Below are 25,333 nucleotides of genomic sequence, written 5' to 3' on the forward strand. Positions count from 1 at the left end.
TGTCGAAGAATCTTTTAAATTCCACAGGTTACAAGAAGATGTATCTATTTAATTTTTTCCGATTCTGCCTTCATCCTTACAATCCGTTGCTCCAATTCTTCTGAGCTCATATTTTCACGCAGGCTATCTACCTTAATTGGGAAAGACAGCGGTGTAAAACTTTTAGGATTCGTGATTACAATTGATCCATGCTGAATTCGATCCAATGCTGCTGCCAACCTTGGCTCTTCCAGTTGTTGGTAAAAAACTTCATCGTATGCCTGTCGCAAAAGTAAATTATGTTTGTCATAATCGCTAAAAACATTAAAAAACAAACCAGCAGATGACTGCAGGTGCTTATTGGCTACATATTTACCAGGGTAACCCTGAAAAACGAGTCCAGAAATGCAGGCAATATCCCTAAATTTTCTTCTAGCCATTTCGGTTGAATTGATACTCAACGTAATATCTTCGGTCAAATTTACAGGAGAAAAAACCTCGTAGGCAATTGATTCGTCCATAGGAATTTCTGTTTCGCTCAAAAGTTCAAAACCATAATCGTTCATGGCAATGGAAAAACTGATCGGCAACAATTTACTTAAACGATAAGCAACAAGGGCAGCCAAAACCTCATGTACCAAACGCCCTTCAAATGGATAGGCAAAGAGATGAAAACCTTCTTTATTGTTAATGAGTTCGATCAGTAACTCATCGTTTTTGGGCACATGAGAACGTTTTTCCTGTAATAGGAACAGCGGATACACGGCATCTAATTCTTCGTCCTGATGTGTTTTATCCAATGCTTCATTGTATTTCTTCCGCAATACTGACCCTAAATTGGAAGAAAGGGGTAAGCGGCCACCATTCCAACTCGGAGAGATCGCATTTTTCTGTTTACTTACCCTCACCACAACAGTCATATCTTTCACCTGGATAAATTCTAAAACCCTGCCAGCCAAGCGGAAATTATCGCCAGCTTTTAAACGGGTAACAAAATATTCTTCAACCATGCCGATGTAACCACCAGAGATGAATTTAACTTTTAACATTGCATCACTTACAATTGTTCCAATATGCAAACGGTGTCGCATAGCCAATTGCCTGCTCTTTACTTTCCAAAGCCCATCTTCGTCTTTTACCACTTTCTTAAATTCGGTGTAGGCGCTTAAACTATCTCCACCCGAGGTAATAAATTGCATTACCCAGGTCCATTCTTCAGGAAGGATAAGCTTAAAAGCATGGGTATTCTTAATCTCTTCGTAAATGATTTTATCGTCAAATCCGTCGCCTATGGCCAGTGTAACCAAATACTGAACCAAGGTGTCGAATACCATAATAAAGGGCTCACGGCTCTCTATATTGTTTGTTTTGGCTGCTTCTTTAATCGCTGCTGCCTCTACCAGTTCTAATGCATGTGTAGGTAAAAAATATATTTTAGAGGTTTCGTGAGGGGAGTGGCCCGAGCGACCTGCCCTTTGCAAAAACCTGGCAACGCCCTTTGGCGAGCCCACCTGAACAACAGTATCAACAGGTTTAAAATCTACGCCCAAATCTAACGATGAAGTAGCAATAACAGCTTTAAGCTGTCCGGTATGTAAGGCATCTTCAATCCAGTTACGGAGTTCGAAATCTATCGATCCATGGTGTATGGCAATCCTCCCGGCCAGTTCTGGTTCGATATTCAACAAATGCTGATACCACATTTCCGATTGTCCGCGGGTATTGATAAAAATTAAAGTGGTTTTACTTTTCTCGATAATCGGTAAAAGCTTGTAGGCCAGTTTTAAACCCAAATGTCCAGCCCAGGGCAATGTTTCGATATCATCGGGTAAAATTGATTTGATTAGGATTTTCTTTTCTAAATCGGCTTTAACAATAATCCGTTTGGCCTCCATATTGGGTTCGAGTACATCCAGTGCCTCTTCAATATTACCAATGGTGGCAGAAATTCCCCAAATTCTTAAAAACTGGTTTTTCTCTAACTTTTGCAAGCCCTTAATGCGCGATACCGCCAACTCCACCAGCACGCCTCGCTTGCTACCCAAAAGCTCATGCCATTCATCAGCAACAATACATTTAAGATTTTTGAACAAAGTTGAAGTGCCTTTTTGCGCCAGTAACAAGTGCAGGCTTTCTGGCGTAATCAACAAAATTTCGGGCATCGATTTTTTCTGCTGTAATTTCTCTGCCTGAGAGGTATCACCATTACGCACACCAACGTGCCAATCCAATTCCAGCTCCAATAAAGTTTCGCGCATGGCTCTCGCAATATCTTTTGCTAAAGAGCGAAGTGGGGTAATCCAGATTAACTGTAAACGGTCTTTCGCTTTTTTATTGTTAGCCTCTGATGCATTTAAGGCCTCAATCACTACTGCTAAAAATAAAGAAAATGTTTTTCCGAAACCTGTAGGTGCATTTACCAAGCCGCTGTAACCATCCAAATAATACTGCCAGGCATCTTCCTGAAACTGAAAAGGCTTGCGTTTATTGGCCTTTAGCCAGGCTTTTATCTTTTTATAACCTTTGGTTTTGGTTTGATCCATGCTTAAATATCGCTGCTTTTGATGATTTTCTAATTTTTTTTTTGAAAAGCAAATAACAGTAATGCTTCGGTTAGAGCAGTCCCGCCATTCGCTTTACCTTTTTTGTAATTACCGTTAAATGTTAATCTATCCATAACAAAAAAGGGTATCGCTGCTGTCGGGTTTAAAATAGTGAGGCAAACCCATTAAGCTAAACCTATTTCCTCGGTCTGTGTCCTCACAGACCGAAATTTTCGAATTATGATCGCCATGGTCTGTGAGGACACAGACCATGGAATCTCATTACAAAGTCGATTGCAATAACTGCCTCAAATCTTCCAAAGTATTAATTTCATCGGCTTTTTTATCTTTTCGCCACCGCAATATACGTGGAAAGCGCAATGCTAAACCTGCTTTATGCCGTTTACTTTCAGCGATTCCCTCAAATGCAATTTCGAAAACCAGTTCGGGTTTTACGGTACGTACCGGGCCAAATTTCTCAATTGCATTACGGGTTACAAAGGCATTCACTTCTTTAATTTCTTTATCTGTTAAGCCTGAATAGGCTTTTGCAATCGTGACTAAATTTTCGCCATCACGAACAGCAAAGGTATAATCAGTAAAGAAATTAGCCCTTCTACCACTTCCTTTTTGCGCATAAATCATTACCGCATCAACTGTATATGGATTGATTTTCCACTTCCACCAATCGCCACGTTTTCGTCCACTATGATAATGAGAGCTTAACTTTTTCAGCATAATCCCCTCGCTGTTAATCGATCGTGATGTTTGTCTTAATTTAGCTAATTCTTCCCACGAATGGCAATTGATTACCGGAGAGATCATCACCGGACTTTCAGCTAAATTACCAATCAACCTTTCGAGTGTTTTTCTTCTTATACTTAAAGGTTCTTCTCTAAAATCCTTGGCTTCATATTCTAAAATATCATAAACAAAAAAGCCAATGGGTGCATCTTCCAATTGTTTTTTACTAATCGTTTTGCGGTTTAAGCGTTGTTGCAGCGTACTGAATGATAAAACCTGTTTATCTTGCACAGCCAGTATTTCGCCATCTAAAACCACACCATCAGGCAAAACATCAATCATAAAATGCAGCTCGGGGAACTGTTCTGTAACCAGTTCTTCGCCACGGCTCCAGATAAAGAGTTCTCCATTCCGTTTTACAATCTGCCCACGGATACCATCCCATTTCCATTCGGCCTGCCATTCAGAAATATCACCTAATTTCTCTGGTTCCTGCTCTAAGGCATAGGCGAGGCAAAAGGGGTAAGGCCAGGAATTATCGGTATTCACATGGATACCATTTATCAATTCGTGAAAAGTAATTTCATAAGGATTCCATTTCCCCATAATGCTATGCATAATCTGGGCGCTATCTAAACTGCTTTGTTTAGCGAGCGCATTCACAAGCATTTTATTGGAAACACCAATCCTGAAATTTCCAGAAATCAATTTATTAAAAATAAAACGTTCCTGTGTTTCGAGTTTATTCCATGCGCTCAGAATAAATTCTTTTTTAGTTTCATCGTCTTTACCTTCCAGATCATGCAAATCTTCAACCCACTTATGCAATTGAAAATCTGAGGTATTTTCTGCAGGCGGCAACAATAGGGCGATGGTTTCGCTTAAATCGCCAACATTGGCATAACTTTCGGCAAATAACCACTCTGGTGTTTCGGTAATGTTTATGGCCCAGTATTTAAGCAAGGCTGATTTAATTGGTCTTTTAGGTTTTTTACCTGTAAACAATGCGATAACCCACACCTTATCTTTATCATCAGCATAGTTAAAATAATTAACCAATGCCGCGATTTTATCGTTGGTTTTATTGCTCAGTTCGAGCTGTTGGATCAATTGGGCAAAACGTTTCATCGTTATTTATTTTCGTTTTGATCAACCAGATCTACTTTATTTTCTTCATCATCTTCTTGCCCAAATTTGGTTAACACTTCAGCAGCTTCTATACCTGCATCATTTAAAAACCGACTAAAGGCAGCCGTAAAACCATGCGTAACATATACTTTTTCCGCTCCGGTTGCAGTAATAGCTTCCATTAAGCCAGGCCAATCGGCATGATCACTCAGTGCAAAGCCGGCATCAGCACTTTGCCAACGGCGGTGTGCCCTCACCTGCATCCAACCAGAACAAATACCTGTTACGGGCTGAGCTAAATTTTTGATCCAGCGGCTATCCCTCATGGCAGGTGGCACAATTACAATACCTCTCTGTAATTCATCCTTAGTAGTTTCAGGAGTAATTCTGATGGTTTTTGGAAGCTTTACACCTGCATCAATAATCACTTCATTCAGATTAGCAATACTGTTATGTACATAAATAGGAATATCACCAGCCAAATTTTTAATTAAACGTTGTGCTTTGCCTAAACTATAGGCAATTAACACACTTGTTTTTTGCTGTATAATATTATCACTTACCCAACTCTTGATGCCGTTAAAAACAACTTCTTGCTTTTGCCATTTATAAACAGGTAAACCAAAAGTGCTCTCAGAAACAAAAGAATGGCACTTTACAGGCTCGAAGGGTGTGGTAATGCCATCATCTTCAATTTTATAATCACCAGAGATTACACAAATTTCACCTTTATAAGCTAAACGTACCTGCGCAGATCCGATAATATGTCCGGCAGGAAAAAATGAAATATTCACTCCATTGCGGATAATGCTTTCTCCATATTCCAATGTTTCTACTTTCAAATCTTCGCTGATCCTGCGTTTGATAATGGGCTTGGTTAAAGTATGGCAGAGGTAATATTTATTTCCAAAACGCACATGATCGCTATGTCCGTGCGTTGTAACTGCATAATCTACAGGCCACCAGGGGTCTATATAAAAATCGCCCTGCTTACAATAAATTCCTCTTTTGGTAAATTCTATTAATGCCATAGCTACTAAACAATAAATTTATTGATTAGTTTTAGGTCAATATCGGCTAAACGCCCGATAATTTAAAATATCGGCTAATTACCCGATAAATAGAAATATCGGCTAATTAGCCGATATTAGTTTTGAAATATGAATAATAAGTTCGATATTGTAATATGATTTGCATTATAACAGGTGATATTGTAGGCTCAAGAAAGATTAAAGATAGCTGGTTATTAAGCTTAAAAACCGCTTTAAAAGTAGTTTCCGATCAGAATAGTAAGTGGGAGATTTACCGGGGAGATAGTTTTCAGGTAGAAGTTGAGCCAGAAAATGCCATCAGGGCTGCTGCTTATTTAAAAGCATCTATCAGGGTAAATAAACCTGCAGATGTAAGGATGGGTATTGGAATTGGAGCTATCAAAAACAAACGGAAAAAGCTTTCAGAATCCAGTGGAGATGCTTTTGTAAATTCAGGAGTGGCATTTGACAGTTTAAAACAGGCTAAGGTTAATTTAGCCATTAAAACTGATTCAGCTGATTTTGATGAGGAAATTAATATCTTAATAAAGCTTTCGCTAATATCAATGGATAGCTGGGGAGTTGTAGCTGCCGAAATGGTAAAACTTGCCTTGGAGAACAATAACCTGTTACAAAGCGAACTGGCAGCTATTTCAGGCCGAACGCAATCATCTGTAAGCGAAGCTTTAAAGCGTGCGCATTATACCGAAATTATGGAAATGGACAAGCTTTACCGTAAAAAATTGAACCAAATGATTTTAAAATAATGGATATCTATTTAATCAAGCTTATTCTTGTTCATTTAATTGGAGATTTCTTTTTACAGCCCAATGCCTGGGTAAAAGATAAAGAAAGGAAAAAATTAAGGTCAATAAAGCTCTATTTGCATGTGGCCATTCATATAGTTTTGATATTCCTTATTTTTTTAAACTTTGGCGTTTGGAAGGTAGCACTGTCAATAGGGGTGCTTCATTTTATGATTGACGCTTTAAAATCTATCTTTCAGAACAAAAAAAATGCACGGATACTGTTTTTTGTTGATCAGGTTTTACATTTTACTTCGATAGTAGTGGTGTGGCACTTTTTTTATAAAGGAAGTTTGAACATCAGTTTTTTTAACGAAACCAAAACCTGGGTTTTAATTGTAGGAGCTTTATTTCTAACGATGCCTACATCTATTGTGATGCGGGTAATTATTGCCAAATGGCTTCCTGATAACCAACCAGACAGTCCGCAGTCGCTACAGAACGCAGGTAAGTATATCGGGATACTGGAAAGATTGCTAATTTTCTTATTTATCTTAACCAATCATTTCGAAGCTGTTGGCTTTTTACTCGGAGCCAAATCCATATTTCGGTTTGGCGATTTAAAAGAAGCACACGACCTTAAATTAACTGAATACGTATTGATCGGAACTTTATTAAGCTTTGGTATAGCCATTGTAACGGCTATGCTTATTCAAATATTTATTGCATAAAAAAAGCAGCCCGAAAGCTGCTTTTAAATTTTCTATCTCGCTCCCGGAGGGCAGTTTTCTTTTAAAAACTTTGTGTAAGTTAAGGATAAATGTTTGCCGGTTCCTTCGCCCTCAGAGATACTGTGGGTGCGGTTTGGATAACTCATCAATTGAAAAACCTTTCCGTTTTTAATTAACTCATTAATCAGCATTTCGGCATTCTGATAATGCACGTTATCGTCGCCAGTACCGTGGATATACAATAAATTGCCTTTTAAGTTTTTAGCATAAGTAATCGGAGAACCCTTAATATACGCCTCCTTACTTGGGAAAGGAGTACCCATATAACGCTCCTGGTAAACATTATCGTAGGTTAATTGATTACCAACCGCAGCAATTGCAATACCTGTTTTATAAATTTCTGGGTATTGGAACATCAGGTTTAAAGTAGATGAACCGCCACCGCTCCAGCCCCAAACAGCAACACGGTCTTTATCCATAAAAGCATGAGTAGCCAGTAATTTTTTAGCGGCCATCGCCTGGTCGCGGATATTGATCACTCCAATATTTTTGTAAATACTTTTGCGCCATGTACTGCCTTTTGGAAGGGGTGCACCTCTATTATCCATTGAAATATAGATATAACCATCTTTGGCCATATCACCGGCATATAAACGGTTTCTTCCTGCACCATAAGTATCTAATGCTGTAGCTGAAGCGGGCTCGCCATAAACATAAAATACTACCGGGTATTTCTTATCCGGATTAAAATTATCAGGTTTTTTCATCCAACCGTCCATTTCAATACCATCTTCAGTAGTTACTTTAAAAAACTCAACTTTGTTTTTAGTTGCCGCTTGCTTAGCTAGTTGTGTAGTAATGCTCCCGTCCATTGTAAATGGATTCCCGGTAGTAAAGTTCATCCACTCTGTAATTGGCTCAACAAGCGAGCTGTTATATGAATGGCGCGCAAAAGCAGCATTTGGAGAAATATCGTAATTGTGTGTTCCTGGTAAAACCGAAGGTGTAACCTGTTCTAACTTACCTTTTCCATCTAATTTGGTTTTAAAAAGATATTTCTGAGTGGCATTTATTGGTGATGCCAGAAAATAGACCATATTATTTTTTACATCGATCAATTTTACATCAATCACATCATAATTGCCTTTCGTAACCAATGTTTCTTTTTTTCCGTCCAAACTGATTCTATACAAGTGGTTCCAACCATCCTTTTCAGATACAATGGTAAACTCTTTATTATCATTTAACCATTTCCACTCATCCTGTGCATCAATCCATGCTTTAGCTTTTTCGGTATAAACTGCTTTTGCCGATCCTGTACCTGCATTACAGATAAATACTATACTTTCGTTCTGCTCGCGGTTAAGCTGTTGTAAAATAATGTCATTACTGTTAGGTACCCACTGCATACGTGGGATATAGTGCTGAATATTATCTCCAGGAACATTTAACCAGTTCGTTTTGGCTGTTGCAATATCAACCACACCAACTCTACAAGCCGACGGATTTTCGCCCACCTTTGGATATTCTACAGGAATGGTATACGGATAAATAGAATCTGTATTATTGATCATTAAGAAATTTTTGATCTTCGTTGCATCAAGCTGCCAATAAGCAATCGATTTTCCATCCGGACTCCATCTAAAACCATCACGACAATCAAATTCTTCCTCATAAACCCAATCGAAAGTACCGTTAATCATTCGGTCTGTACCATCAGTAGTTAAGGCCTTTGCACCAGTTCCATCAATATTTTCTACATATAGGTTATGTTTACTTACATAAGCAACCTTACTGCCATCGGGCGATAACTTAGCAAACATTAGTGATGAAGCTGGTCTATCTTTCCCAATTTGAGTGATTTTATTGGAAGCTAAATCGGCCAGCCAATAATCTCCACGTGTATCGTAACGCCAAACTTTTTTACTATTGGTGTAGATTAATGCTTTCGAACCATCATCCGATAATTGGAAACTTCTTACTGTAATGGCATCATTTTTTCCGGCAGGTGTTAATAATCCCCTCGATATAACGGTTTTACGATCGTTTTTAGGAAGTGTTATTGAAACGATTTCGCCACCAATATTCTGATAATAGGAGTTACCGTCTTTTGCCCAATTGATATTTTGAGCCTGGGCATCAATTAGCGTGCATAATGCTATACAAGCAATTGATAATCTTAATAATAATTTTTTAATCATATATAGTTTTTGGACATAAAAAAAGCTTTTCAACTTTCGGGCTAATTTAAATAAAAAGCCTGCAGTTAAAAAGCTGTAAATTATCTTGAATTGGTTAATTATTCACCACCACCTTGCATGGCTTTCAATTCTTCCATAGTTACTACATCGTAACCAGTAGGAATTTCAGTGCTAATGGCACCTACTTTAGCTTCAGAAAGAGATTTTAGAACCAGATCTGAATTTACGCCATTAATTACTGCCGAATATTTTACAGGAAGTGCACCTAAACCTTTAAAGAAACCACCATTGGTAACTGAAGCAATATCAACATCTTTTGTTGCCCATAATTCATGAGCTCCACCTTTGTCATCTTTGTAAGTATATTTTTCAGCACTCAATCCAGCAATTGTCTGTTTTTCACCAGTTGCTTTATAATCAGAATATTTTGGCAATAAAGCTTCTTGTGCTTCTGTTTCAGCTTTGCTCACCTTTACCGCAAACTGTTTTTGAGCTACCGGAACGTCAATTAATAATAATCCTGTTTTATCTGCCGTGTTTGAAATGATATTAACCATTGCAGGTCCATTTTCTATTTCTATTTTGGTTAAGTTACCATTAAATTTAGTTTTAACGTCGGTTGTTGTACCATTAGCAGTTACTGCAAATACCAAAGTACCTTCAGCAATTTTCTTTTGTGCATGGGCAATTATAGCAGTACTTACTAAGATTAAAGCTATAACACTAGTTTTGATTGATTTGAACATGTTTTTATTTCAGTTTAGTTTTTTACCAATTAATTTTTTCTTTGTTTAAAAATGAAGAGATTCCTTTTTTAAAATCTTCACTCTCTCTTACACGGGCATTTATCTGTACCGCAGTTTCCAAGCATTTTTCCAATAGGGGATTAGTTGTTTGCGTAATCAATTGTTTAGTAATCATTAATGAATTACCAGAGCTCCCGCAGCACAAACTTAATGCAAATTCTCTTACTATTTGATGAATATCGGATGAATTTGTTACAAAATTTATCAAATTATATTTCAATGCCTGCTCAGCAGAAAAGATTTTTCCAGTTAATAAAATTTCATTGACGATGGATTCGCTCACCTTTTGTTTTAAAAAGCAAGAAACAATAGCAGGTACAAAACCAATTTTCACTTCAGTATACCCAAAATTACTTTCAGGGGTAGCAAAAACAATATCACATATCGTGGCCAAACCACAGCCGCCGGCAATGGCATGACCTTCTACCTGCGCAATAACGACTTTTGGTAAATAATAAATGGTTGTAAAGAGTTTTTTTAGATGATTAGAATCAGCAACGTTCTCTTCAAATGTATTGTGCTGTAATTGCTGAAGATATGCTAAATCGGCACCAGCACTAAAAGTATCGCCATTTGCATTCAATATTACCACTTTTACCAGGTCATCTTCAGATGCTTTTATAAATGCAGAAGTTAATTCAGCGATAAGTTGAGGGTTTAGCGCATTTCTTTTTCCGGGCCTATTGATAGTTATCGTTGCTATTCTTTCAGCAACCTGATATAAAACCAGATTTTCCATGTTATTGGGTTAGTTGCACCAAATATGCTTTATTTTTCTTTAAAACATGTACATCTATTTCATTATTCTCCATATACTTCTTTAAGAGCTGAATTTTATAATCTTTATTAGTAGCATCGATTATTGCAGTTTTATATTTTATATCAAGATCCATTTTGGCTAAATTAAATTTAGTATTTCCACTTAACCAGATACTTGAAAAAGTAGCATTTCCGTCTATATTTTTATCATTCAGGTTTTCATCGATCAACAGCATCTTATAATTAAAAAAGGCAATTTGATTGTTCTTTAATACAAACTGCCCTAAAACGGTATCTTTGTTAAAACTAATAAAACGTATTTTGTTTACCTGCAATTGCGTTAGTGCCGGCACAATAGAAAAATTATAATTTTTATCTTCAGCACTTAAATCTGAAACCAAAACAGCTTCCTTTCCATTAATAAAAGCAGTAGCATAGTTTTTTCTCAGTGAAAAGAAAATAATTTTCCTTTGATGAAAGGCGTTTAGATCATCGTGTACAACCAAAAGTTGATAGCAAACAAATAGCATTAAAGAAGAGAACAAAAGTCGTTTGTTAAATTTAGCCAAGGCATAAATAAACAATCCGAGCGATAGGCTCAACAATACAAATTCAGGCAAATTAATCCATATTGATGAAAAACTAGCATATGGTAAATTGGCAATCCATTTTAATACAGCATTTGTAAAATTTATTATCCATTCGAAAACCGGAGCTAAAAATCTGAATGCTGGAATTAATACTGCAATTCCTAAATACATCATTAATACCAATGGGATGGTGATAAAAAGATTCGCAAAAAGAAAGTAAAGTGGGAATTGATGAAAATAGTAGATGCTTAATGGAAAAGTGACCAGTTGTGCGGCTAAAGACATAGCTGTGAAACTCCATAACTTATCTAGCCAAATATGTTCGGTATAAAGAAGATTATAAATTTTAGGCTGAAGGTAAATTAGCCCGAATACGGCCAGATAGGAAAGCTGAAACCCAACATCTAAAATTAAAAATGGATTGTAAACGAGCTGGCAAAATGCCGAAAAGGCCAAAATATTATAACTGTTGGTTTGCTTCGATAAAACTTTAGCCGTAATTAAAATGCTGATCATCACAGCCGAGCGAACTACAGAAGGTGATAATCCTGTTAACAAAGCATATCCCCAAATCAAAGTACAAATTAACAACAGCTTCACAATTCTTAGTGGCCGATTTTTGTTCAAAAAGAAGAACAAAAAATCCAGAACGACATAAATAATGGCTACATGTGCTCCTGATACAGATAGAGCATGAATAGTTCCGGTTTTGGAATAAGCCGATAAAGTTTCTTTGCTTAAATCAGCACGGTAGCCTAAAATAAGGGTAGAGGCTACCGCAAAAGCCTCATCACTTTTAATCAAGTTTCGGTATTTGGCTACCTGCTTTTCTCTTAAGCTTAAAGCCATCTTTATAATTGGATTACCAATATTATTTTTGTTGCTAACGATATGATCCTGATCTATAAAAGCCTGATGATAAATATTCTGACTACCTAACCAGGCTTTAAAATCAAATTCTGCAGGATTATATGACGGCTCTATTTCGGTATATGTAGCCGGAACTATGATTACGTCGCCATACTTTAATTCAATTGGGTTTAAACCATCTAATTTTACCGCAATAAGCATTTGCCCCGACAATCTGATCTGTTTGTCTTTTTGAAATCCCGATACTACCTTTGCTTTAAAACGTATGATGTTACTACTTTTCTGAGGTTCATTGATCACTTCAACTTTTAAATAGCTGCACTGCACTTTTGCAAAGTAATTTTGGTTTAAACTTTCGTTATGGAGCAAGCAAAGTAAAGCACCAAGGCTAAGAAAAAGTATAAAAATTAAAATACCAACAGCTCCCTTATAACGGTACACACTTAATTTTTTATAAGTGATATTCAACAATAAAATGCTCAGTATAACAGCAAGTAGGACTGAGGCCCACAATTGAATGTATACGCTTTTTGGAAAGAAATAAAAAACACAGCTACCTAAAAGAAAAGGAAACAGGATCCTGACAAAAACATATTCGGACTTAAACATTGTTTAAAATTGATAGCGTAGCTGAATTTTAACTTCCGATTTTTTATTGCCCTTAATTTCATCCAGGTAAGTACCTACTGTTTCTACGTTCTTATAAACAAACAACCCATATCGAACCCAAACATTTAGCTTCTTGACTATACTGTATTTCAGGTTAAAATAAGTCCTAAAACCTCTTCCATTATACATTCCAAAAGCAAAACTGTACAAAACATCATCTTCATAGGCATAAATTCTGCTGTTATAGCTTGGGGTATTGAAATAGGCAAATCTTACATTTCCTGTTAGCTTAGCGAACATTGGTGAATAGTCTACATCCTGATAAACGAGATAACCAAATTCTCTATTGGCACTACCTTTTTTATATTGAGAAATCTCTAGCCTGTTTTGGAAGCGCCAATTATTATTCAATTGCCAGTTTGCCTCTGCCCGATAACCTTCTCTTTTTACATGGTCTAAAAAGTTAACAGGCACATCCAAATCCGTATTTTGTTGTTTATGTTCTGTTTTAAACCGGACTAAAACTTTAAAGGTTTTGCTTGGTGTATAAACGGCCTGGGTTAAAATCTCGTAACCTTTTGATGGCTCATCAACCCGGTATTTTAACCACGGGAACCGAAAATAATCACCATAGAAAGAAAAGGCCCAATGTTTATTGGGATTAATATTTAAGCCTGCATATAATCCTTTTTCATTTACCGCTTCGCTCGATTCGGATACTGCCTGATTAAAGAAACTATGATAATCTTTAGCATAATCGCGATAAGTTAAAGCTACAGAAACTGTTGGCGATAAACTAATGAGGACACCGTTAATATAGGCAATGCCACCACCTAGACCTTTGGCCGCCTCGCCATAGAGGTACATATTTTTATAAGTATAATTGTAAAACAATCCCAAATTGGTTAATGCTGTACCAGTGAAACTATATCGATCATAAGTAGCAGTTTGTGTAATAAAGCGGTTCTTATAATGAGTATGGTAAGCAATTGCGCCAACAGCAAATTCGTTTTTGGCATATTGAACTGTAGTACCAAATACGCTTTGCGCTAAAACACCTTTATTCTTAATCTCAGTAGGGGTTCTATGTAAACCGGTTTGATTAATAGTGGACTGAACTAAATTTCCTGCTGAATCTAATTTTTGGCTGGCATCAAGATTTCGGAACGAAACAAAAGCAGTAATGTCTACATTTTTAAATAAGTTAATCGTTGCAGCGCCTCCTCTAAAAAAAGAATACTCATTCGTAGAGTTATAAGGCCTTAAACCTAAATCTTTTTTAGCTACACTGGTTACATCAGGGCCTTTGCCAAAAGAAAAACCCGACCATAATGTTAAGCCTTGCCCAAATTGCAGTGTATAATCGCCAACTACCAGTTTTTTTAGCTTACCCAATTTAAATAGAGCGATATTGCCAGAATAAAAATCGAAAGGCTTGCCTATAAATTTTTCACCAGCATCTTTGTCTAAGGTAATGGCTGCTGATAGAATTGAACTATAATGATATCTGTAGCGCATCTGAAATCTTTCCGGAGAACCTAAATACCTGTTCCCGGGTAAATCTGTATAACCTCTTTGTTCTTGTAAGGTCTGTGCAAAGCGCATCATCAAATCATTTTCACCAGTACCTATAATGTTTTTAAAATTGAGCTGTTGGTATTCAGAAATATTGGTCAATGTTACAAATGGGAGGAGATTATGCACGGTTTTAATATCAAAACCGTTAATGCTTTGTAATTCCAGCACATCTGTAAGCTGACCATTTTCCTTTAGATGTGTAAAGAAATTACCAATCTGTAGGGGGGATAAGAAAACCAAAGTTTTTAATTCTTCAACTGAGGTACGGTTCAGATTAATTGGATGTTTACGATATTTCTCCAATACATCAATCAGTTCGGTCATATCGTAATCATCGGGTAGGTTTTCAGCCATACTCTCCAAAATATCTCGTGTATCTGTTTCCCCAGCATTGATTTGAGCATTCGCCGTGAATCCAATCATTACAAATGCAACAACTAAGCACTTAAACCGCATAGCCACCTCCATTTAGAAATATATCATAAAGGTTAAGTAGCAATGTAATTCCAAAAGGAATTTCTCGAAGAAAGAAATGATTAACTATTGCAGATAAATAGCCACCCAAATGGTTTTGGGAAAATAAAAAATAGGGGAAAAAGACAAGCAACAATACATACCATATTTTCATAAGCAGGGGTTATACCAGTTAAAAAAAATAGGGGTGATTGATGTTTTGGTTTTGCTAATATAGGAAAATAGTTAAAAAAACTACAAAAAATGTATTTTTCTAATTACATAAGAGTAATACAAAGAAAATCGATAATGATAAAGGGAATAAAATGTTTACAGTTCTTCTGCCAGGTTTACCAAAAAACCTTTCAGTTTTTCTAAAGAATCTATAATTTTTTGATTCTCTCTAACACCTGTTTTATTATTTTTTAAATAGTCTTTAGCACCTTTTAATGTAAATCCTTTTTCATCAACAAGATTGAAGATGATCTTTAGGTTTTCAATGTCTTCTGGAGTAAAAAGACGGTTGCCTTTTTTATTTTTCTTGGGCTGTAGGATGTCGAATTCCTTCTCGTAAAAACGGATCTGTGATGCGTTAACATTAAACATTTCAGTCACTTCGCCCATGGTATAATACATTTTATTAATGTCTCTTTCTTTATACGGCATATTTTGTGCTTGATTATGAGTGTCTTATATCGATTAATTAAAGTATTCAAATGTAGCTCGATTTTTCCTTAATAACGCAATAAAATTTTAATTTTGTTCCCTCCAATAATACTGAAATGACAGCAAAAGAGATTAGACAGGCATTCCTTAGTTTTTTTGAATCGAAACAACATCATGTTGTTCCTTCCGCACCGATTGTCGTTAAAAACGACCCCACTTTAATGTTTACCAATGCGGGTATGAACCAGTTTAAAGATCTGTTTTTAGGAGAGGCGGCCATAAAATATTCTCGTGTTGCTGATACACAACGTTGTTTACGTGTTTCTGGCAAACATAACGATCTGGAAGAAGTAGGTATTGATACTTACCACCATACCATGTTCGAAATGTTGGGAAATTGGAGTTTTGGCGATTATTTCAAAAAAGAAGCCATTGCCTGGAGCTGGGAATTACTGACCGAAGTTTACAAAATCCCGAAAGAAAAATTATATGTCACCTACTTCGAAGGCGATGAAAAAGAAGGTCTGGAAAAAGATCAGGAAGCTTACGATCTTTGGAAACAATATGTTGATGAAAGCCATATTTTACCAGGAAATAAAAAAGACAACTTCTGGGAAATGGGCGATACCGGGCCATGCGGACCCTGTTCTGAAATCCATGTAGATTGCCGTACTGATGAAGAAAAAGCTTTAGTTGATGGTGCTATTTTAGTAAATGCCGATCATCCTCAGGTAATCGAGATCTGGAATAATGTATTTATGCAGTTTAACCGTTTAAAAAATGGTTCTTTGCAAAGTTTACCAGCTAAACACGTTGATACAGGAATGGGATTTGAGCGTTTGGTACGTGTTTTACAAGAAAAAACCTCTAACTACGATACCGATGTTTTCCAACCGATGATTCAGTTTATTGCAGAAAAATCGGGCATTAAATATGGTGCTGACGAAAAAACCGATATCGCCATGCGTGTTATGGCTGATCACATCCGTGCCATTTCATTTGTTATTGCAGATGGTCAGTTACCTTCTAATAATAAAGCGGGTTATGTAATCCGTAGGATTTTACGCCGGGCCGTACGTTATGCTTATACGTTTTTAAACTTCAAAGAACCTTTCTTAAATCAACTGGTTCCTTTATTGGCTGAGCAATTTAAAGGTGTATTTGATGAACTGATTTCGCAACAGGATTTTGTGCAAAAAGTAGTGCTGGAAGAAGAAGTTTCTTTCCTGAGAACCTTATCAACGGGAATTCAACGTTTCGAAAAATATCAGGCATCGAATGATGTAGTAGAGGGTAATTTCGCTTTCGAATTATCAGATACATTTGGTTTTCCGATCGATTTAACGGAATTAATGGCCCGAGAAAAGGGCTGGAGCGTTGACTTGGCTGGCTATGAACAGGCTTTGAAAAAGCAAAAAGACGATAGTCGTGCCGCAACAGCCATTGATACAAGCGATTGGATCGTCGTAAATACTGAAGAACAGAGCGAATTTGTAGGCTATGATGATTTAGAAATTGAAACCGAAATTTTAAAATACCGTAAAGTAAAAGCTAAGGGTAAAGAGCAATATCAAATTGTACTTCGCCAAACACCTTTCTACGCCGAAAGTGGTGGTCAGGTAGGAGATACCGGCCGTTTAGAAGACCACAGCCGCCAGTTTTGGGTAGACATTACCGATACCAAAAAAGAAAATGGCTTAACCGTTCATTTTACCGATATCTTACCGGATAATTTAGAAGGTAAATTTTGGGCTGTTGTAGATGAAGATAAACGTGTTTTAACTGAAGATAACCACTCTGCCACACACTTACTGCATGCGGCATTAAAACAAGTTTTAGGCAAACATGTTAACCAGAAAGGTTCGTTGGTGAATGCAGACTACTTACGTTTCGATTTTTCTCACTTCGCTAAAGTTACTGACGAGGAATTAGCACAGATTGAGGTAATTGTGAACCAGAAAATCCGCCAGAATATTAAGTTAAAGGAACAACGTAACGTTCCTTATCAAGATGCCATTGAAAGTGGTGTAACGGCTTTATTTGGCGAAAAATACGGCGATTTTGTCCGTATGATTACTTTTGACGACCATTTCTCTAAAGAACTTTGCGGAGGTACACACGTAAAAGCAACCGGGCAGATCGGCTCATTCAAAATTGTTTCGGAAAGTGCTGTAGCAGCTGGTGTTCGCCGTATCGAGGCCATCACTGCTGACAAAGCTGAACAATACTTCTTAGATCAAAGAAAAGAACTTGGCCATTTAAAAGCATTACTAAATGGAAGTAAAGATTTATCGGCGTCTGTTCAGGCCTTATTGGATGAAAATGCAAAACTGAAAAAGGAGATTGAAAAGTCGACAATAGAACGGGTAAACACCTTAAAACATGAAATCGTTCATCATGTAAGAGGAATTAACGGCATTAACCTGATTGCTAAACACATTGATCTCCAGAGCGCTGATGCAGTTAAAAATCTTGCTTTCTCTTTGAAGGACATGGTTGATAACCTGTTTCTGGTTTTTACTACAGAAATTGATGGCAAACCGGGAATAACCGTAATGCTTTCTGATCACCTGGTGAAAAAGGGATTAAATGCATCTAATATTGTTCGCGAGTTGGGTAAAGAAATTCAGGGCGGTGGCGGTGGCCAACCGTTTTATGCTACCGCAGGTGGTAAAAACCCAGCCGGACTAAAAGTTGTTCTGGAAAAAGCGGAAAGTTTTATTCCTCACCATTGATTGAAAGATGCTGAAACAAATCCGATAGCTATCGGATCTGCATGACGATATACAAATAAAAAAGAGGCCCTGAAGCCTCTTTTTTATTTTAATGTCTTCCGTGTTTTTCTCTATGTCCTCTAGAGAATAAACTCGAATTTACTCTTCTATCATGGTATCTGTTATCTACGCGGTAAGATCTGTAATTATTTCTTGGCGAGCTATAACGTACTCGGTTTCCACCACCATAAGATGAGCGGTAATAATTGTTATGATGTGAATAGCTTACTCTATGGGTATTATAATTACGATATGGGCTATTACCGTAAACGACTACTTTTCTTCCGTGATGCAGATCGTAACCTCTATACCTCGATGGTAAATACCTTGATCTTGTCCATCTGTTTCCACTTAAATAAACAAACTGCCTTTGAGGGACATAATAATAAGATTGAACTTCTGGGAGATAGTAATAATTAACGTTTTCATAACCCGCAGGCACCCAAGCTGGCTGCGCACCTATATTTACATTAATACTTACCTGAGCGTTAGATTGATTAGATGTTAAAGCCACGATACCTAAAATCGCGGAGATGATAAATAACTTTTTCATAATAATCCATTTTATTTGTGTGTATTTCAATAATTCAAACGCTGTGCCAAAACTTCTATTGTAACAGATATATAAAAAAAGAGCCCCCGAAAGAAGCTCTTTTTAAATCGGTTAATAAAATTGGGCATTAGTGTTTTCCTTTACCATTTCCGTGGCCCTTTCCATTGTCATTTCCATGACCCTTATCGTTATTTCCTTTTCCATAAATCTTTTTAGCCTGTCCTGGAGGCATACCATGAGGATGTCCTTTTACTACATAATATTTGCTATCACGGCTATCCCTAATTACAAATTGCCCTTTATTACCCTTATATTTTGCATACTTTACCTTATCGTTTTTGAAATTCAAGTAAGGCTTAGGCGAATTAATCACAACTTTATAACCATTGAATAAATTGTAATTACCATGTCTAGAAGGTAAAGAATTTGCAAAAACCCAGTCGTTTCCATTTAAGTAAACAAACTGCTTCTGTGGAACATAATAATAACTTTCTACGTCAGGGAGATAGTAATAATCTACATGGTCATAACCTGTTGGTCCCCAAAGCGGTTGCGAACCAATGTTAACATTAACATTTAACTGTGCTTTAGCGGGGATGCTGAACAATGAAACCATCATCAATGCAGCCATTAAAAATAATCTTCTCATAATCAATTCATTTAGTGTTTATTATTTATAGCCAAACTACGTGCCAGAAGTAAGTAAACAATAAAGGAGCCTCTTTCGAAGCTCCTTTATTTACAACTAAATATTAATATTAATGGCGCTCGTTACCACGGCCCTGACCGTTATTTCTTTCAGGACGGTCATTCCCACCTTTGCTATTAGTTTTGTGTTCGTTGTTTCGGGCATACCTTGAATTTTGATTTACCTTTACAACAGTTTTCTCCCTACGTACTGGGCGGTTATTATTAATCACTACAGTTTTGTTCCCATTATAGTTTGGGTGTCCTTTTACTACATAATATTTGGTATCACGGCTATCTCTTATAATACTTTGGCGGCCACCGTAATTTTTATATTTACTGTACCTGGTTACATAGATTTTGTTTCTTAAATACGGTTTTGGCTCATTGATTACCACTTTATAGGCGCGGTATAAATCAAAGTTCCTGTATTGGGCAGGCAAACTGCTTACCCAAACCCAACGTCCGCCATTCGAGTAAATGTATTGTGCAGAAGGCACATTATAATAGGCATCTATATCAGGAAAATAATAATATTCTACATGATTATATCCCGCTGGACCCCAAACTGGTTGAGAACCAATATTGATATTTAAGCTAACCTGTGCTTTTGCATTGTTTATGCTGAATAATGAAACCATCAGAACTGCAGCAAATAAAAATAACTTTTTCATAATGTTTTTAATTAAAGGTTTCTTTTGTGTGTTTACCGATAGACAAACTCAATACGTTCTGGTTTAACCAGAGTCACCCCATTTAACATTCTTTAACGATTGCATATGCAATTGAGTAATTTTACTCAGTTCATTGAGTAAAATGTAAAAAAAACCATAACTCGTTTATTAACAGTTATTTATTTGTTAATTTTTATATGCAGACAAAGAGATAATAACATTTCGTGTTAGAATTATTAATTAGAACTTATTAATCGTTTTGAATTACTAAGTGTATTGAGTAATTTTACTCATTGTATTGAGTAAATTGTCAAATATGTTCCAAAGGTCTTATTTACAGAAACTTGTTAAAGTTATGAATGAACCAAAAAGGTTTATTCAAGTGCTTGTAGGCCCTAGGCAAATAGGCAAAACAACATTGATCAGTCAATTGATCAAGGAAATAGATACACCTTGTATATTTGAATCTGCAGATGCTGTTGCTGCTTCAGATAGAACCTGGATAGAGCTGATATGGTTCAATACAAGAGAACTATTAAAAGAACCCGGTGTTAATGAATATCTGCTTGTGATCGATGAAATTCAGAAAATTGACAACTGGAGTGAAATTGTGAAGCGCCTATGGGATGAAGACATGCGAAATGGAGTAAACTTAAAAGTAATTTTATTGGGATCTTCCAGACTGCTGATTCAACAGGGATTAACAGAATCATTAGCTGGGAGATTCGAATTAACCTATTTAGGGCATTGGAGTTTTGCCGAAATGGAAAGTGCTTTTGGTTTTACTGCTGAACAATATGTATGGTTTGGTGGCTATCCGGGCGCTGCAGGTCTAATCAACGACGAAGAGCGATGGAAAAATTATGTCTCAAATGCCCTGATAGAAACCAGTATTTCGAAAGACATTTTAATGCTAACCCGTGTAGACAAACCTGCATTAATGAAACGCTTGTTTGAATTGGGCTGTTTATATTCCAGTCAGATCCTGTCTTTCACCAAAATATTAGGTCAACTCTCCGATGCAGGCAATACCACAACATTGTCGCATTATTTACATTTATTAGATACTGCCGGTTTACTGGGTGGTATTGAAAAATTTGCGGCTGATGTGATCCGTAAACGTTCATCCAGTCCAAAATTCCAGGTGCATAATAATGCTTTGGTAAGCGCGCAAAGAAATGAATTCTTTGAAGAGATAAAAAAACAGCCAGCAGAATGGGGGAGAATGGTAGAATCATCAATAGGTGCACATTTATTAAATTCTTCATTTGTAGAAGGTTATAAAGTATTTTATTGGCGGCATAGAAACGATGAAGTAGATTTTATTTTAGAGAAACGAGGTAAAATAATTGGTATAGAAGTTAAAAGTACAGGCCATGTTACTGGTACTTCGGGAATGGATGCTTTTAACAAAATGTACAAGCCCAATAAAATACTTTTAGTTGGAGCAGGAGGATTGCCTTGGCAGGAGTTTCTGAAAATTTCTCCATCAAGCCTTTTTTAACGAAAGACTAAATAATAACTATATTTGACACATTAATATTTAACCACAGATTAAGTCAGCATTAGGCCTAAAAATCTGTGGTTAATAACACTTATAATAACACGAAGCTTTAAATGCCTTTACAAAAAACAAGCCCCCAAACTGCTTTCGAACTCGTTTCAGGACTAGAAATCCACGTTCAGTTAAATACCAACACTAAAATATTTTCTGCTGACAGTGCATCTTTCGGGGCTTTACCCAATCAAAATATATCTACGGTTTCGCTGGCACTGCCTGGAGCCTTACCAAAGTTAAATAAAGAAGTAGTAGCAAAAGCCATCCGTATTGGCCTGGCTTTAAACTGTACCATTAACCAGACCAACCATTTTGATAGGAAAAACTATTTCTATGCCGACCTGCCAAAAGGTTATCAGATTACGCAGGATAATCAACCCATCTGTGTAAATGGTTTTCTGGAGCTGCAACTGGCTGATGGCTCTACGAAGAAAATCGGAATCAATCGCATTCACCTGGAAGAAGATGCCGGAAAAAGTATCCATGATCAGGATGATAACTATTCGCTGGTTGATTTGAACCGTGCAGGTGTACCTTTAATTGAGATTGTAACCGAGCCCGATATCCGCAGTTCAGAAGAAGCATCTGTTTTATTAAGTGAAATCAGGAAACTGGTGAGGCATTTAAATGTAAGCGATGGCAATATGGAAGAAGGTAGTTTGCGCTGCGATGCCAATATTTCTATACGCCCACAGGGCACTACCGAATTTGGAACACGTTGCGAAGTAAAAAACCTAAACTCGATGCGTAACGTACGTAGAGCGATGGATTTCGAATTTGGCCGTCAGGTAGAAGTGATTAGCAATGGGGGAAGAATTATTCAGAGCACATTGAATTTTGATGCTGATAAAGGCACTACATCACCGATGCGTACTAAAGAGGAGGCGAATGATTATCGTTATTTTTCAGATCCCGATCTGCAACCCATTTATATTTCTGATGATTGGTTAACGGAGATTAAATCTTTAATGCCTGCTTTACCAAATGAAATTTCTCAGCAGATGGTTGCTGACTTTGGGATCAGTAAAGCTGATGCGGCTCTTTTTGCCGAAGATTTAGACCTGTTAAACTACTTTAACCAGGCACAGTCGGCTGTTCACAACAAAAAAAGCTTAATTAATTGGTTAATAGGTCCGATTAGAGCTGTTTTAAATGAAAAAGGGATTACGATCTCTGATTTCAAAGTTAATCCGGCACAACTGGCAGAAGCAATTAATCTGGTTGACGATAAAAAAATTACACAACAAATTGCCATTCAACAATTATTACCGGCTGTTGAGCTGGAAGAAAATGCAAAAGTTACCGATTTGGCACAATCATTAAACTTATTAATCTCTGAAAACGGAGACGAATTAAGTAGTTTTATTGATGAAGTGTTAAATAAATACCCACAACAGGTAGAAGCGTACAAGAAAGGCAAAAAGGGCGTTTTAGGTTTATTTGTTGGTGATGTAATGAAATTAGCCAAAGGAAAAGCCGATGCTAAAAAATTAAACGAATTAATACTTGAAAAACTGAAATAATGAGATTAAAACAATTGAGCCTGATTATGCTGATCGCGATTGCCTTCACTGCATGTAAACCCAAAGATAGCTTTACGATTGATGGAACTTTCCAAAACCCAGGTACGGAGAAGAAAGTATTTTTATACGGGATGCAAAATAGCAATATGGTTGCAATCGATTCTACCAATCTATCAGAAAAAGGTGAATTTAAATTCATCCGCAAAACCCCATCGGTTGATTTCTTTAGGGTATCGGTAGGTAACCATGAGTTTATGTTAATTGCAAAAAATGGCGACGACATTAAATTAGAAGCTGATTTAGCTGATAAAACAATGGCATATAAAATTTCGGGGGCAAATGAGGTAGAAAAATTATCAGAACTGAATGCCATTAGAAATAATTTTGCGAAGCAGGTTGAAAAATTGCAAGCCGATTTCGAATCAAAAGTAGCAACACAACCTCAAAACAGAGCAGCTGTGCTAGAATCGATGAAACCTCAGTACGAATCGTATATCAATCAATTAAACACGCAGATCATAAAATTTGCTAAAGACAATAAAGGTACGCTTGCCAGTTTCTATGCCATGAATACTTTGAGTCCGCAGGAATTTGAAGCAGAACTGGTACAATTTGCGGATGAAGTGAAAGAAGAAATTAAAGGCAATGCTACTGTTGATACTTTTGTAAAACAGATGGCGCTTTTAAAAGCGGTTCAGGTAGGGCAGGTTGCTCCGGCATTCACCATTAATACAGCCGACGACAAACCTGTAAGTTTATCAGACTATAAAGGAAAATATGTACTGATCGATTTCTGGGCCTCATGGTGCCAGCCTTGCCGCCAGGAAAATCCCAACGTAGTTAAGGTGTACAATAAATATAAAAATAAGAACTTTAATATCATTGGCATTTCGCTAGATACTGATAAGGCAGCATGGCTTGGTGCAGTAAAAGCAGACGGATTAACCTGGGCACACGTTTCCGAATTAAAAGATTTTAACGGTGCAACGGTAAAAAAATACCAGGTACAGGCTATCCCAACTTCTTACTTAGTTGATCCTACTGGAAAAATAATTGCTAAAAACCTGCGTGGTGATGAGTTAGAGACGTTTTTAGCCAAAACGTTACTTTAAAACTAATTCCATGTTAAACTAATTTAAGTAATTAACAATTTCTTAACTTAGGCTTAACTAAATATTGCATCATAGACACTACTTTCGTAACAAATATTTAACTATGAACAACGCAGGTCAGAAAATATTAATTGTTGATGATGAACCAGATATTCTGGAGCTTATTGAATATAACCTTAAAAAAGAGGGTTATCAAGTTTTCACAGCTACCAATGGCCAAGAAGGAATTACTGTTGCGAAAAAGGTACATCCAGATTTGATTATCCTGGATATTATGATGCCTAAAATGGATGGGATTGAGGCTTGCCGTTTAATGCGTGCAATACCTGAATTCAAGAATACATTTATGGTTTTCTTAACTGCCAGAAGTGAAGAGTATTCTGAAATTGCAGGTTTTAATGTAGGTGCTGATGATTATATCGCAAAACCGATTAAACCACGTGCTTTAGTTAGCCGCATTAATGCGATTTTAAGACGAAATACAGGAACAGAAGAAGTATCTGAAAACAAATTGGAAATTGGTGATTTAGTAATCGACCGTGAGGCTTATTTGGTTTTTCAAGGCGGTAACAAAGTGGTATTGGCGAAAAAAGAATTTGAGCTTCTATACTTATTGGCATCAAAACCAGGAAAAGTTTATACCCGCGAATCGATCCTTAAAAATATCTGGGAAGATTCGGTAGTAGTAACCAATAGAACTATTGATGTTCACATCCGTAAACTAAGAGAAAAATTAGGCGAAACTTATGTATCAACAGTAAAAGGGGTAGGTTATAAGTTTGAGCTTTCTTAAATAGCTTTACCACAGATAGACACAGATTAACACAGATTTTTTCTGATGATTAATCTGTGTTTTTTTTTGCATCGTAAATTAGATCCTGAAACAAGTTCAGGATGAAGCCCTTATAAGTAATTATCGTTTTCTCTATCTCTTTATCTGTGTTCATCCTTTTATCTGTGGTTAATTCCTCAAGCAATAAAAATAAAATCGTATTTTTGCGCTTCATTAATTAAAGCA

At 36.7% G+C, this 25,333-nt stretch carries 20 protein-coding genes; 7 read left to right on the forward strand and 13 right to left on the reverse strand.

Annotated features, from left to right (window positions below; translation table 11 throughout):
- Nucleotides 1-44 precede the first annotated feature (44 nt).
- From ACTJKN_RS00660 to ACTJKN_RS00670, 3 genes are all read right to left on the reverse strand, one after another.
- Complete coding sequence (locus ACTJKN_RS00660) at nt 45-2,522, reverse strand: ligase-associated DNA damage response DEXH box helicase (protein WP_440821757.1); 2,478 nt, start codon at nt 2,520-2,522, stop codon at nt 45-47.
- A gap of 282 nt (nt 2,523-2,804) precedes the next feature.
- A complete protein-coding gene (locus tag ACTJKN_RS00665; RefSeq protein ID WP_440821759.1) occupies nt 2,805-4,394 on the reverse strand; it encodes an ATP-dependent DNA ligase in 1,590 nt (529 codons plus the stop codon).
- A 2-nt stretch (nt 4,395-4,396) separates the two neighbouring features.
- Nucleotides 4,397-5,425: a ligase-associated DNA damage response exonuclease gene (locus ACTJKN_RS00670; protein WP_440821761.1), complete on the reverse strand. Its 1,029-nt coding sequence runs from the start codon at nt 5,423-5,425 to the stop codon at nt 4,397-4,399.
- Between the two features lie 155 nt (nt 5,426-5,580).
- Between ACTJKN_RS00670 and ACTJKN_RS00675 the strand changes: the two genes are divergently transcribed.
- Together ACTJKN_RS00675 and ACTJKN_RS00680 are read left to right on the forward strand one after the other, a co-directional pair.
- Nucleotides 5,581-6,192, forward strand: a complete 612-nt coding sequence (locus tag ACTJKN_RS00675) for a SatD family protein (protein ID WP_440821763.1) — start codon at nt 5,581-5,583, stop codon at nt 6,190-6,192.
- A complete protein-coding gene (locus ACTJKN_RS00680) occupies nt 6,192-6,902 on the forward strand; it encodes a DUF3307 domain-containing protein (RefSeq protein ID WP_440821765.1) in 711 nt (236 codons plus the stop codon). Before ACTJKN_RS00675 ends, ACTJKN_RS00680 begins: the two co-directional genes overlap by 1 nt.
- Before the next feature lie 32 nt (nt 6,903-6,934).
- On the opposite strand, the gene ACTJKN_RS00685 is transcribed toward ACTJKN_RS00680, so the two are convergent.
- The 6 genes from ACTJKN_RS00685 to ACTJKN_RS00710 form a co-directional block, all read right to left on the reverse strand.
- Nucleotides 6,935-9,103 carry a S9 family peptidase gene (locus ACTJKN_RS00685; RefSeq protein WP_440821767.1) on the reverse strand — a complete coding sequence of 723 codons (2,169 nt, stop codon included), beginning with the start codon at nt 9,101-9,103 and terminating at the stop codon, nt 6,935-6,937.
- 98 nt (nt 9,104-9,201) lie between these two features.
- Nucleotides 9,202-9,849, reverse strand: a complete 648-nt coding sequence (locus ACTJKN_RS00690; RefSeq protein WP_440821769.1) for a hypothetical protein — start codon at nt 9,847-9,849, stop codon at nt 9,202-9,204.
- A gap of 22 nt (nt 9,850-9,871) precedes the next feature.
- Nucleotides 9,872-10,648, reverse strand: coding sequence for an enoyl-CoA hydratase/isomerase family protein (locus tag ACTJKN_RS00695; protein WP_440821771.1), 777 nt, complete (start codon nt 10,646-10,648; stop codon nt 9,872-9,874).
- Nucleotide 10,649: 1 nt separating this feature from the next.
- Complete coding sequence (locus tag ACTJKN_RS00700; protein ID WP_440821773.1) at nt 10,650-12,737, reverse strand: ComEC/Rec2 family competence protein; 2,088 nt, start codon at nt 12,735-12,737, stop codon at nt 10,650-10,652.
- Between the two features lie 3 nt (nt 12,738-12,740).
- Nucleotides 12,741-14,771 (reverse strand): helix-hairpin-helix domain-containing protein, encoded by a 2,031-nt coding sequence (locus tag ACTJKN_RS00705; RefSeq protein ID WP_440821774.1) that lies wholly within the window; start codon nt 14,769-14,771, stop codon nt 12,741-12,743.
- Between the two features lie 327 nt (nt 14,772-15,098).
- Nucleotides 15,099-15,434, reverse strand: a complete 336-nt coding sequence (locus ACTJKN_RS00710) for a MerR family transcriptional regulator (RefSeq protein WP_029274329.1) — start codon at nt 15,432-15,434, stop codon at nt 15,099-15,101.
- Between the two features lie 116 nt (nt 15,435-15,550).
- Here ACTJKN_RS00710 and alaS point away from each other — a divergent pair, with 116 nt between their 5' ends.
- Complete coding sequence (gene alaS, locus ACTJKN_RS00715; protein WP_440821777.1) at nt 15,551-18,169, forward strand: alanine--tRNA ligase; 2,619 nt, start codon at nt 15,551-15,553, stop codon at nt 18,167-18,169.
- 88 nt (nt 18,170-18,257) lie between these two features.
- On the opposite strand, the gene ACTJKN_RS00720 is transcribed toward alaS, so the two are convergent.
- From ACTJKN_RS00720 to ACTJKN_RS00730, 3 genes are all read right to left on the reverse strand, one after another.
- Nucleotides 18,258-18,761 carry a hypothetical protein gene (locus ACTJKN_RS00720; protein WP_440821779.1) on the reverse strand — a complete coding sequence of 168 codons (504 nt, stop codon included), beginning with the start codon at nt 18,759-18,761 and terminating at the stop codon, nt 18,258-18,260.
- Nucleotides 18,762-18,888: 127 nt separating this feature from the next.
- Nucleotides 18,889-19,410: a hypothetical protein gene (locus ACTJKN_RS00725; protein WP_440821781.1), complete on the reverse strand. Its 522-nt coding sequence runs from the start codon at nt 19,408-19,410 to the stop codon at nt 18,889-18,891.
- 109 nt (nt 19,411-19,519) lie between these two features.
- On the reverse strand, nt 19,520-20,122 hold the full coding sequence (locus ACTJKN_RS00730) for a hypothetical protein (protein ID WP_440821783.1): 603 nt from the start codon (nt 20,120-20,122) through the stop codon (nt 19,520-19,522).
- 355 nt (nt 20,123-20,477) lie between these two features.
- Between ACTJKN_RS00730 and ACTJKN_RS00735 the strand changes: the two genes are divergently transcribed.
- From ACTJKN_RS00735 to ACTJKN_RS00750, 4 genes are all read left to right on the forward strand, one after another.
- Entirely contained in the window at nt 20,478-21,626 is a 1,149-nt protein-coding gene (locus ACTJKN_RS00735) for an ATP-binding protein (RefSeq protein WP_440821785.1), read from the forward strand.
- A 113-nt stretch (nt 21,627-21,739) separates the two neighbouring features.
- On the forward strand, nt 21,740-23,203 hold the full coding sequence (gene gatB / locus ACTJKN_RS00740; RefSeq protein WP_440821786.1) for an Asp-tRNA(Asn)/Glu-tRNA(Gln) amidotransferase subunit GatB: 1,464 nt from the start codon (nt 21,740-21,742) through the stop codon (nt 23,201-23,203).
- Entirely contained in the window at nt 23,203-24,315 is a 1,113-nt protein-coding gene (locus ACTJKN_RS00745) for a redoxin domain-containing protein (RefSeq protein ID WP_440821788.1), read from the forward strand. Before gatB ends, ACTJKN_RS00745 begins: the two co-directional genes overlap by 1 nt.
- A 103-nt stretch (nt 24,316-24,418) precedes the next feature.
- Entirely contained in the window at nt 24,419-25,108 is a 690-nt protein-coding gene (locus ACTJKN_RS00750; protein WP_029274338.1) for a response regulator transcription factor, read from the forward strand.
- Between the two features lie 49 nt (nt 25,109-25,157).
- Here ACTJKN_RS00750 and ACTJKN_RS00755 read toward each other — a convergent pair whose 3' ends face one another.
- Nucleotides 25,158-25,322, reverse strand: coding sequence for a hypothetical protein (locus ACTJKN_RS00755; RefSeq protein WP_440821790.1), 165 nt, complete (start codon nt 25,320-25,322; stop codon nt 25,158-25,160).
- Between the last annotated feature and the right edge of the window lie 11 nt (nt 25,323-25,333).

The sequence above is a fragment of the Pedobacter sp. 22163 genome, from assembly GCF_052045595.1.
In the GTDB taxonomy this organism is placed as follows: Bacteria; Bacteroidota; Bacteroidia; order Sphingobacteriales; family Sphingobacteriaceae; genus Pedobacter.

Bases quoted from the DNA above. Each gene is read 5' to 3' on its own strand.
- ACTJKN_RS00680 (WP_440821765.1), top strand. From the start codon at position 6,192: ATGGATATCTATTTAATCAAGCTTATTCTTGTTCATTTAATTGGAGAT.
- ACTJKN_RS00685 (WP_440821767.1), bottom strand. From the start codon at position 9,103: ATGATTAAAAAATTATTATTAAGATTATCAATTGCTTGTATAGCATTA.
- ACTJKN_RS00670 (WP_440821761.1), bottom strand. From the start codon at position 5,425: ATGGCATTAATAGAATTTACCAAAAGAGGAATTTATTGTAAGCAGGGC.
- alaS (WP_440821777.1), top strand. From the start codon at position 15,551: ATGACAGCAAAAGAGATTAGACAGGCATTCCTTAGTTTTTTTGAATCG.
- ACTJKN_RS00755 (WP_440821790.1), bottom strand. From the start codon at position 25,322: ATGAAGCGCAAAAATACGATTTTATTTTTATTGCTTGAGGAATTAACC.
- ACTJKN_RS00720 (WP_440821779.1), bottom strand. From the start codon at position 18,761: ATGAAAAAGTTATTTATCATCTCCGCGATTTTAGGTATCGTGGCTTTA.
- ACTJKN_RS00710 (WP_029274329.1), bottom strand. From the start codon at position 15,434: ATGCCGTATAAAGAAAGAGACATTAATAAAATGTATTATACCATGGGC.
- ACTJKN_RS00730 (WP_440821783.1), bottom strand. From the start codon at position 20,122: ATGAAAAAGTTATTTTTATTTGCTGCAGTTCTGATGGTTTCATTATTC.
- gatB (WP_440821786.1), top strand. From the start codon at position 21,740: ATGCCTTTACAAAAAACAAGCCCCCAAACTGCTTTCGAACTCGTTTCA.
- ACTJKN_RS00690 (WP_440821769.1), bottom strand. From the start codon at position 9,849: ATGTTCAAATCAATCAAAACTAGTGTTATAGCTTTAATCTTAGTAAGT.
- ACTJKN_RS00735 (WP_440821785.1), top strand. From the start codon at position 20,478: ATGAATGAACCAAAAAGGTTTATTCAAGTGCTTGTAGGCCCTAGGCAA.
- ACTJKN_RS00675 (WP_440821763.1), top strand. From the start codon at position 5,581: ATGATTTGCATTATAACAGGTGATATTGTAGGCTCAAGAAAGATTAAA.
- ACTJKN_RS00705 (WP_440821774.1), bottom strand. From the start codon at position 14,771: ATGCGGTTTAAGTGCTTAGTTGTTGCATTTGTAATGATTGGATTCACG.
- ACTJKN_RS00750 (WP_029274338.1), top strand. From the start codon at position 24,419: ATGAACAACGCAGGTCAGAAAATATTAATTGTTGATGATGAACCAGAT.
- ACTJKN_RS00665 (WP_440821759.1), bottom strand. From the start codon at position 4,394: ATGAAACGTTTTGCCCAATTGATCCAACAGCTCGAACTGAGCAATAAA.
- ACTJKN_RS00695 (WP_440821771.1), bottom strand. From the start codon at position 10,648: ATGGAAAATCTGGTTTTATATCAGGTTGCTGAAAGAATAGCAACGATA.
- ACTJKN_RS00700 (WP_440821773.1), bottom strand. From the start codon at position 12,737: ATGTTTAAGTCCGAATATGTTTTTGTCAGGATCCTGTTTCCTTTTCTT.
- ACTJKN_RS00745 (WP_440821788.1), top strand. From the start codon at position 23,203: ATGAGATTAAAACAATTGAGCCTGATTATGCTGATCGCGATTGCCTTC.
- ACTJKN_RS00660 (WP_440821757.1), bottom strand. From the start codon at position 2,522: ATGGATCAAACCAAAACCAAAGGTTATAAAAAGATAAAAGCCTGGCTA.
- ACTJKN_RS00725 (WP_440821781.1), bottom strand. From the start codon at position 19,410: ATGAGAAGATTATTTTTAATGGCTGCATTGATGATGGTTTCATTGTTC.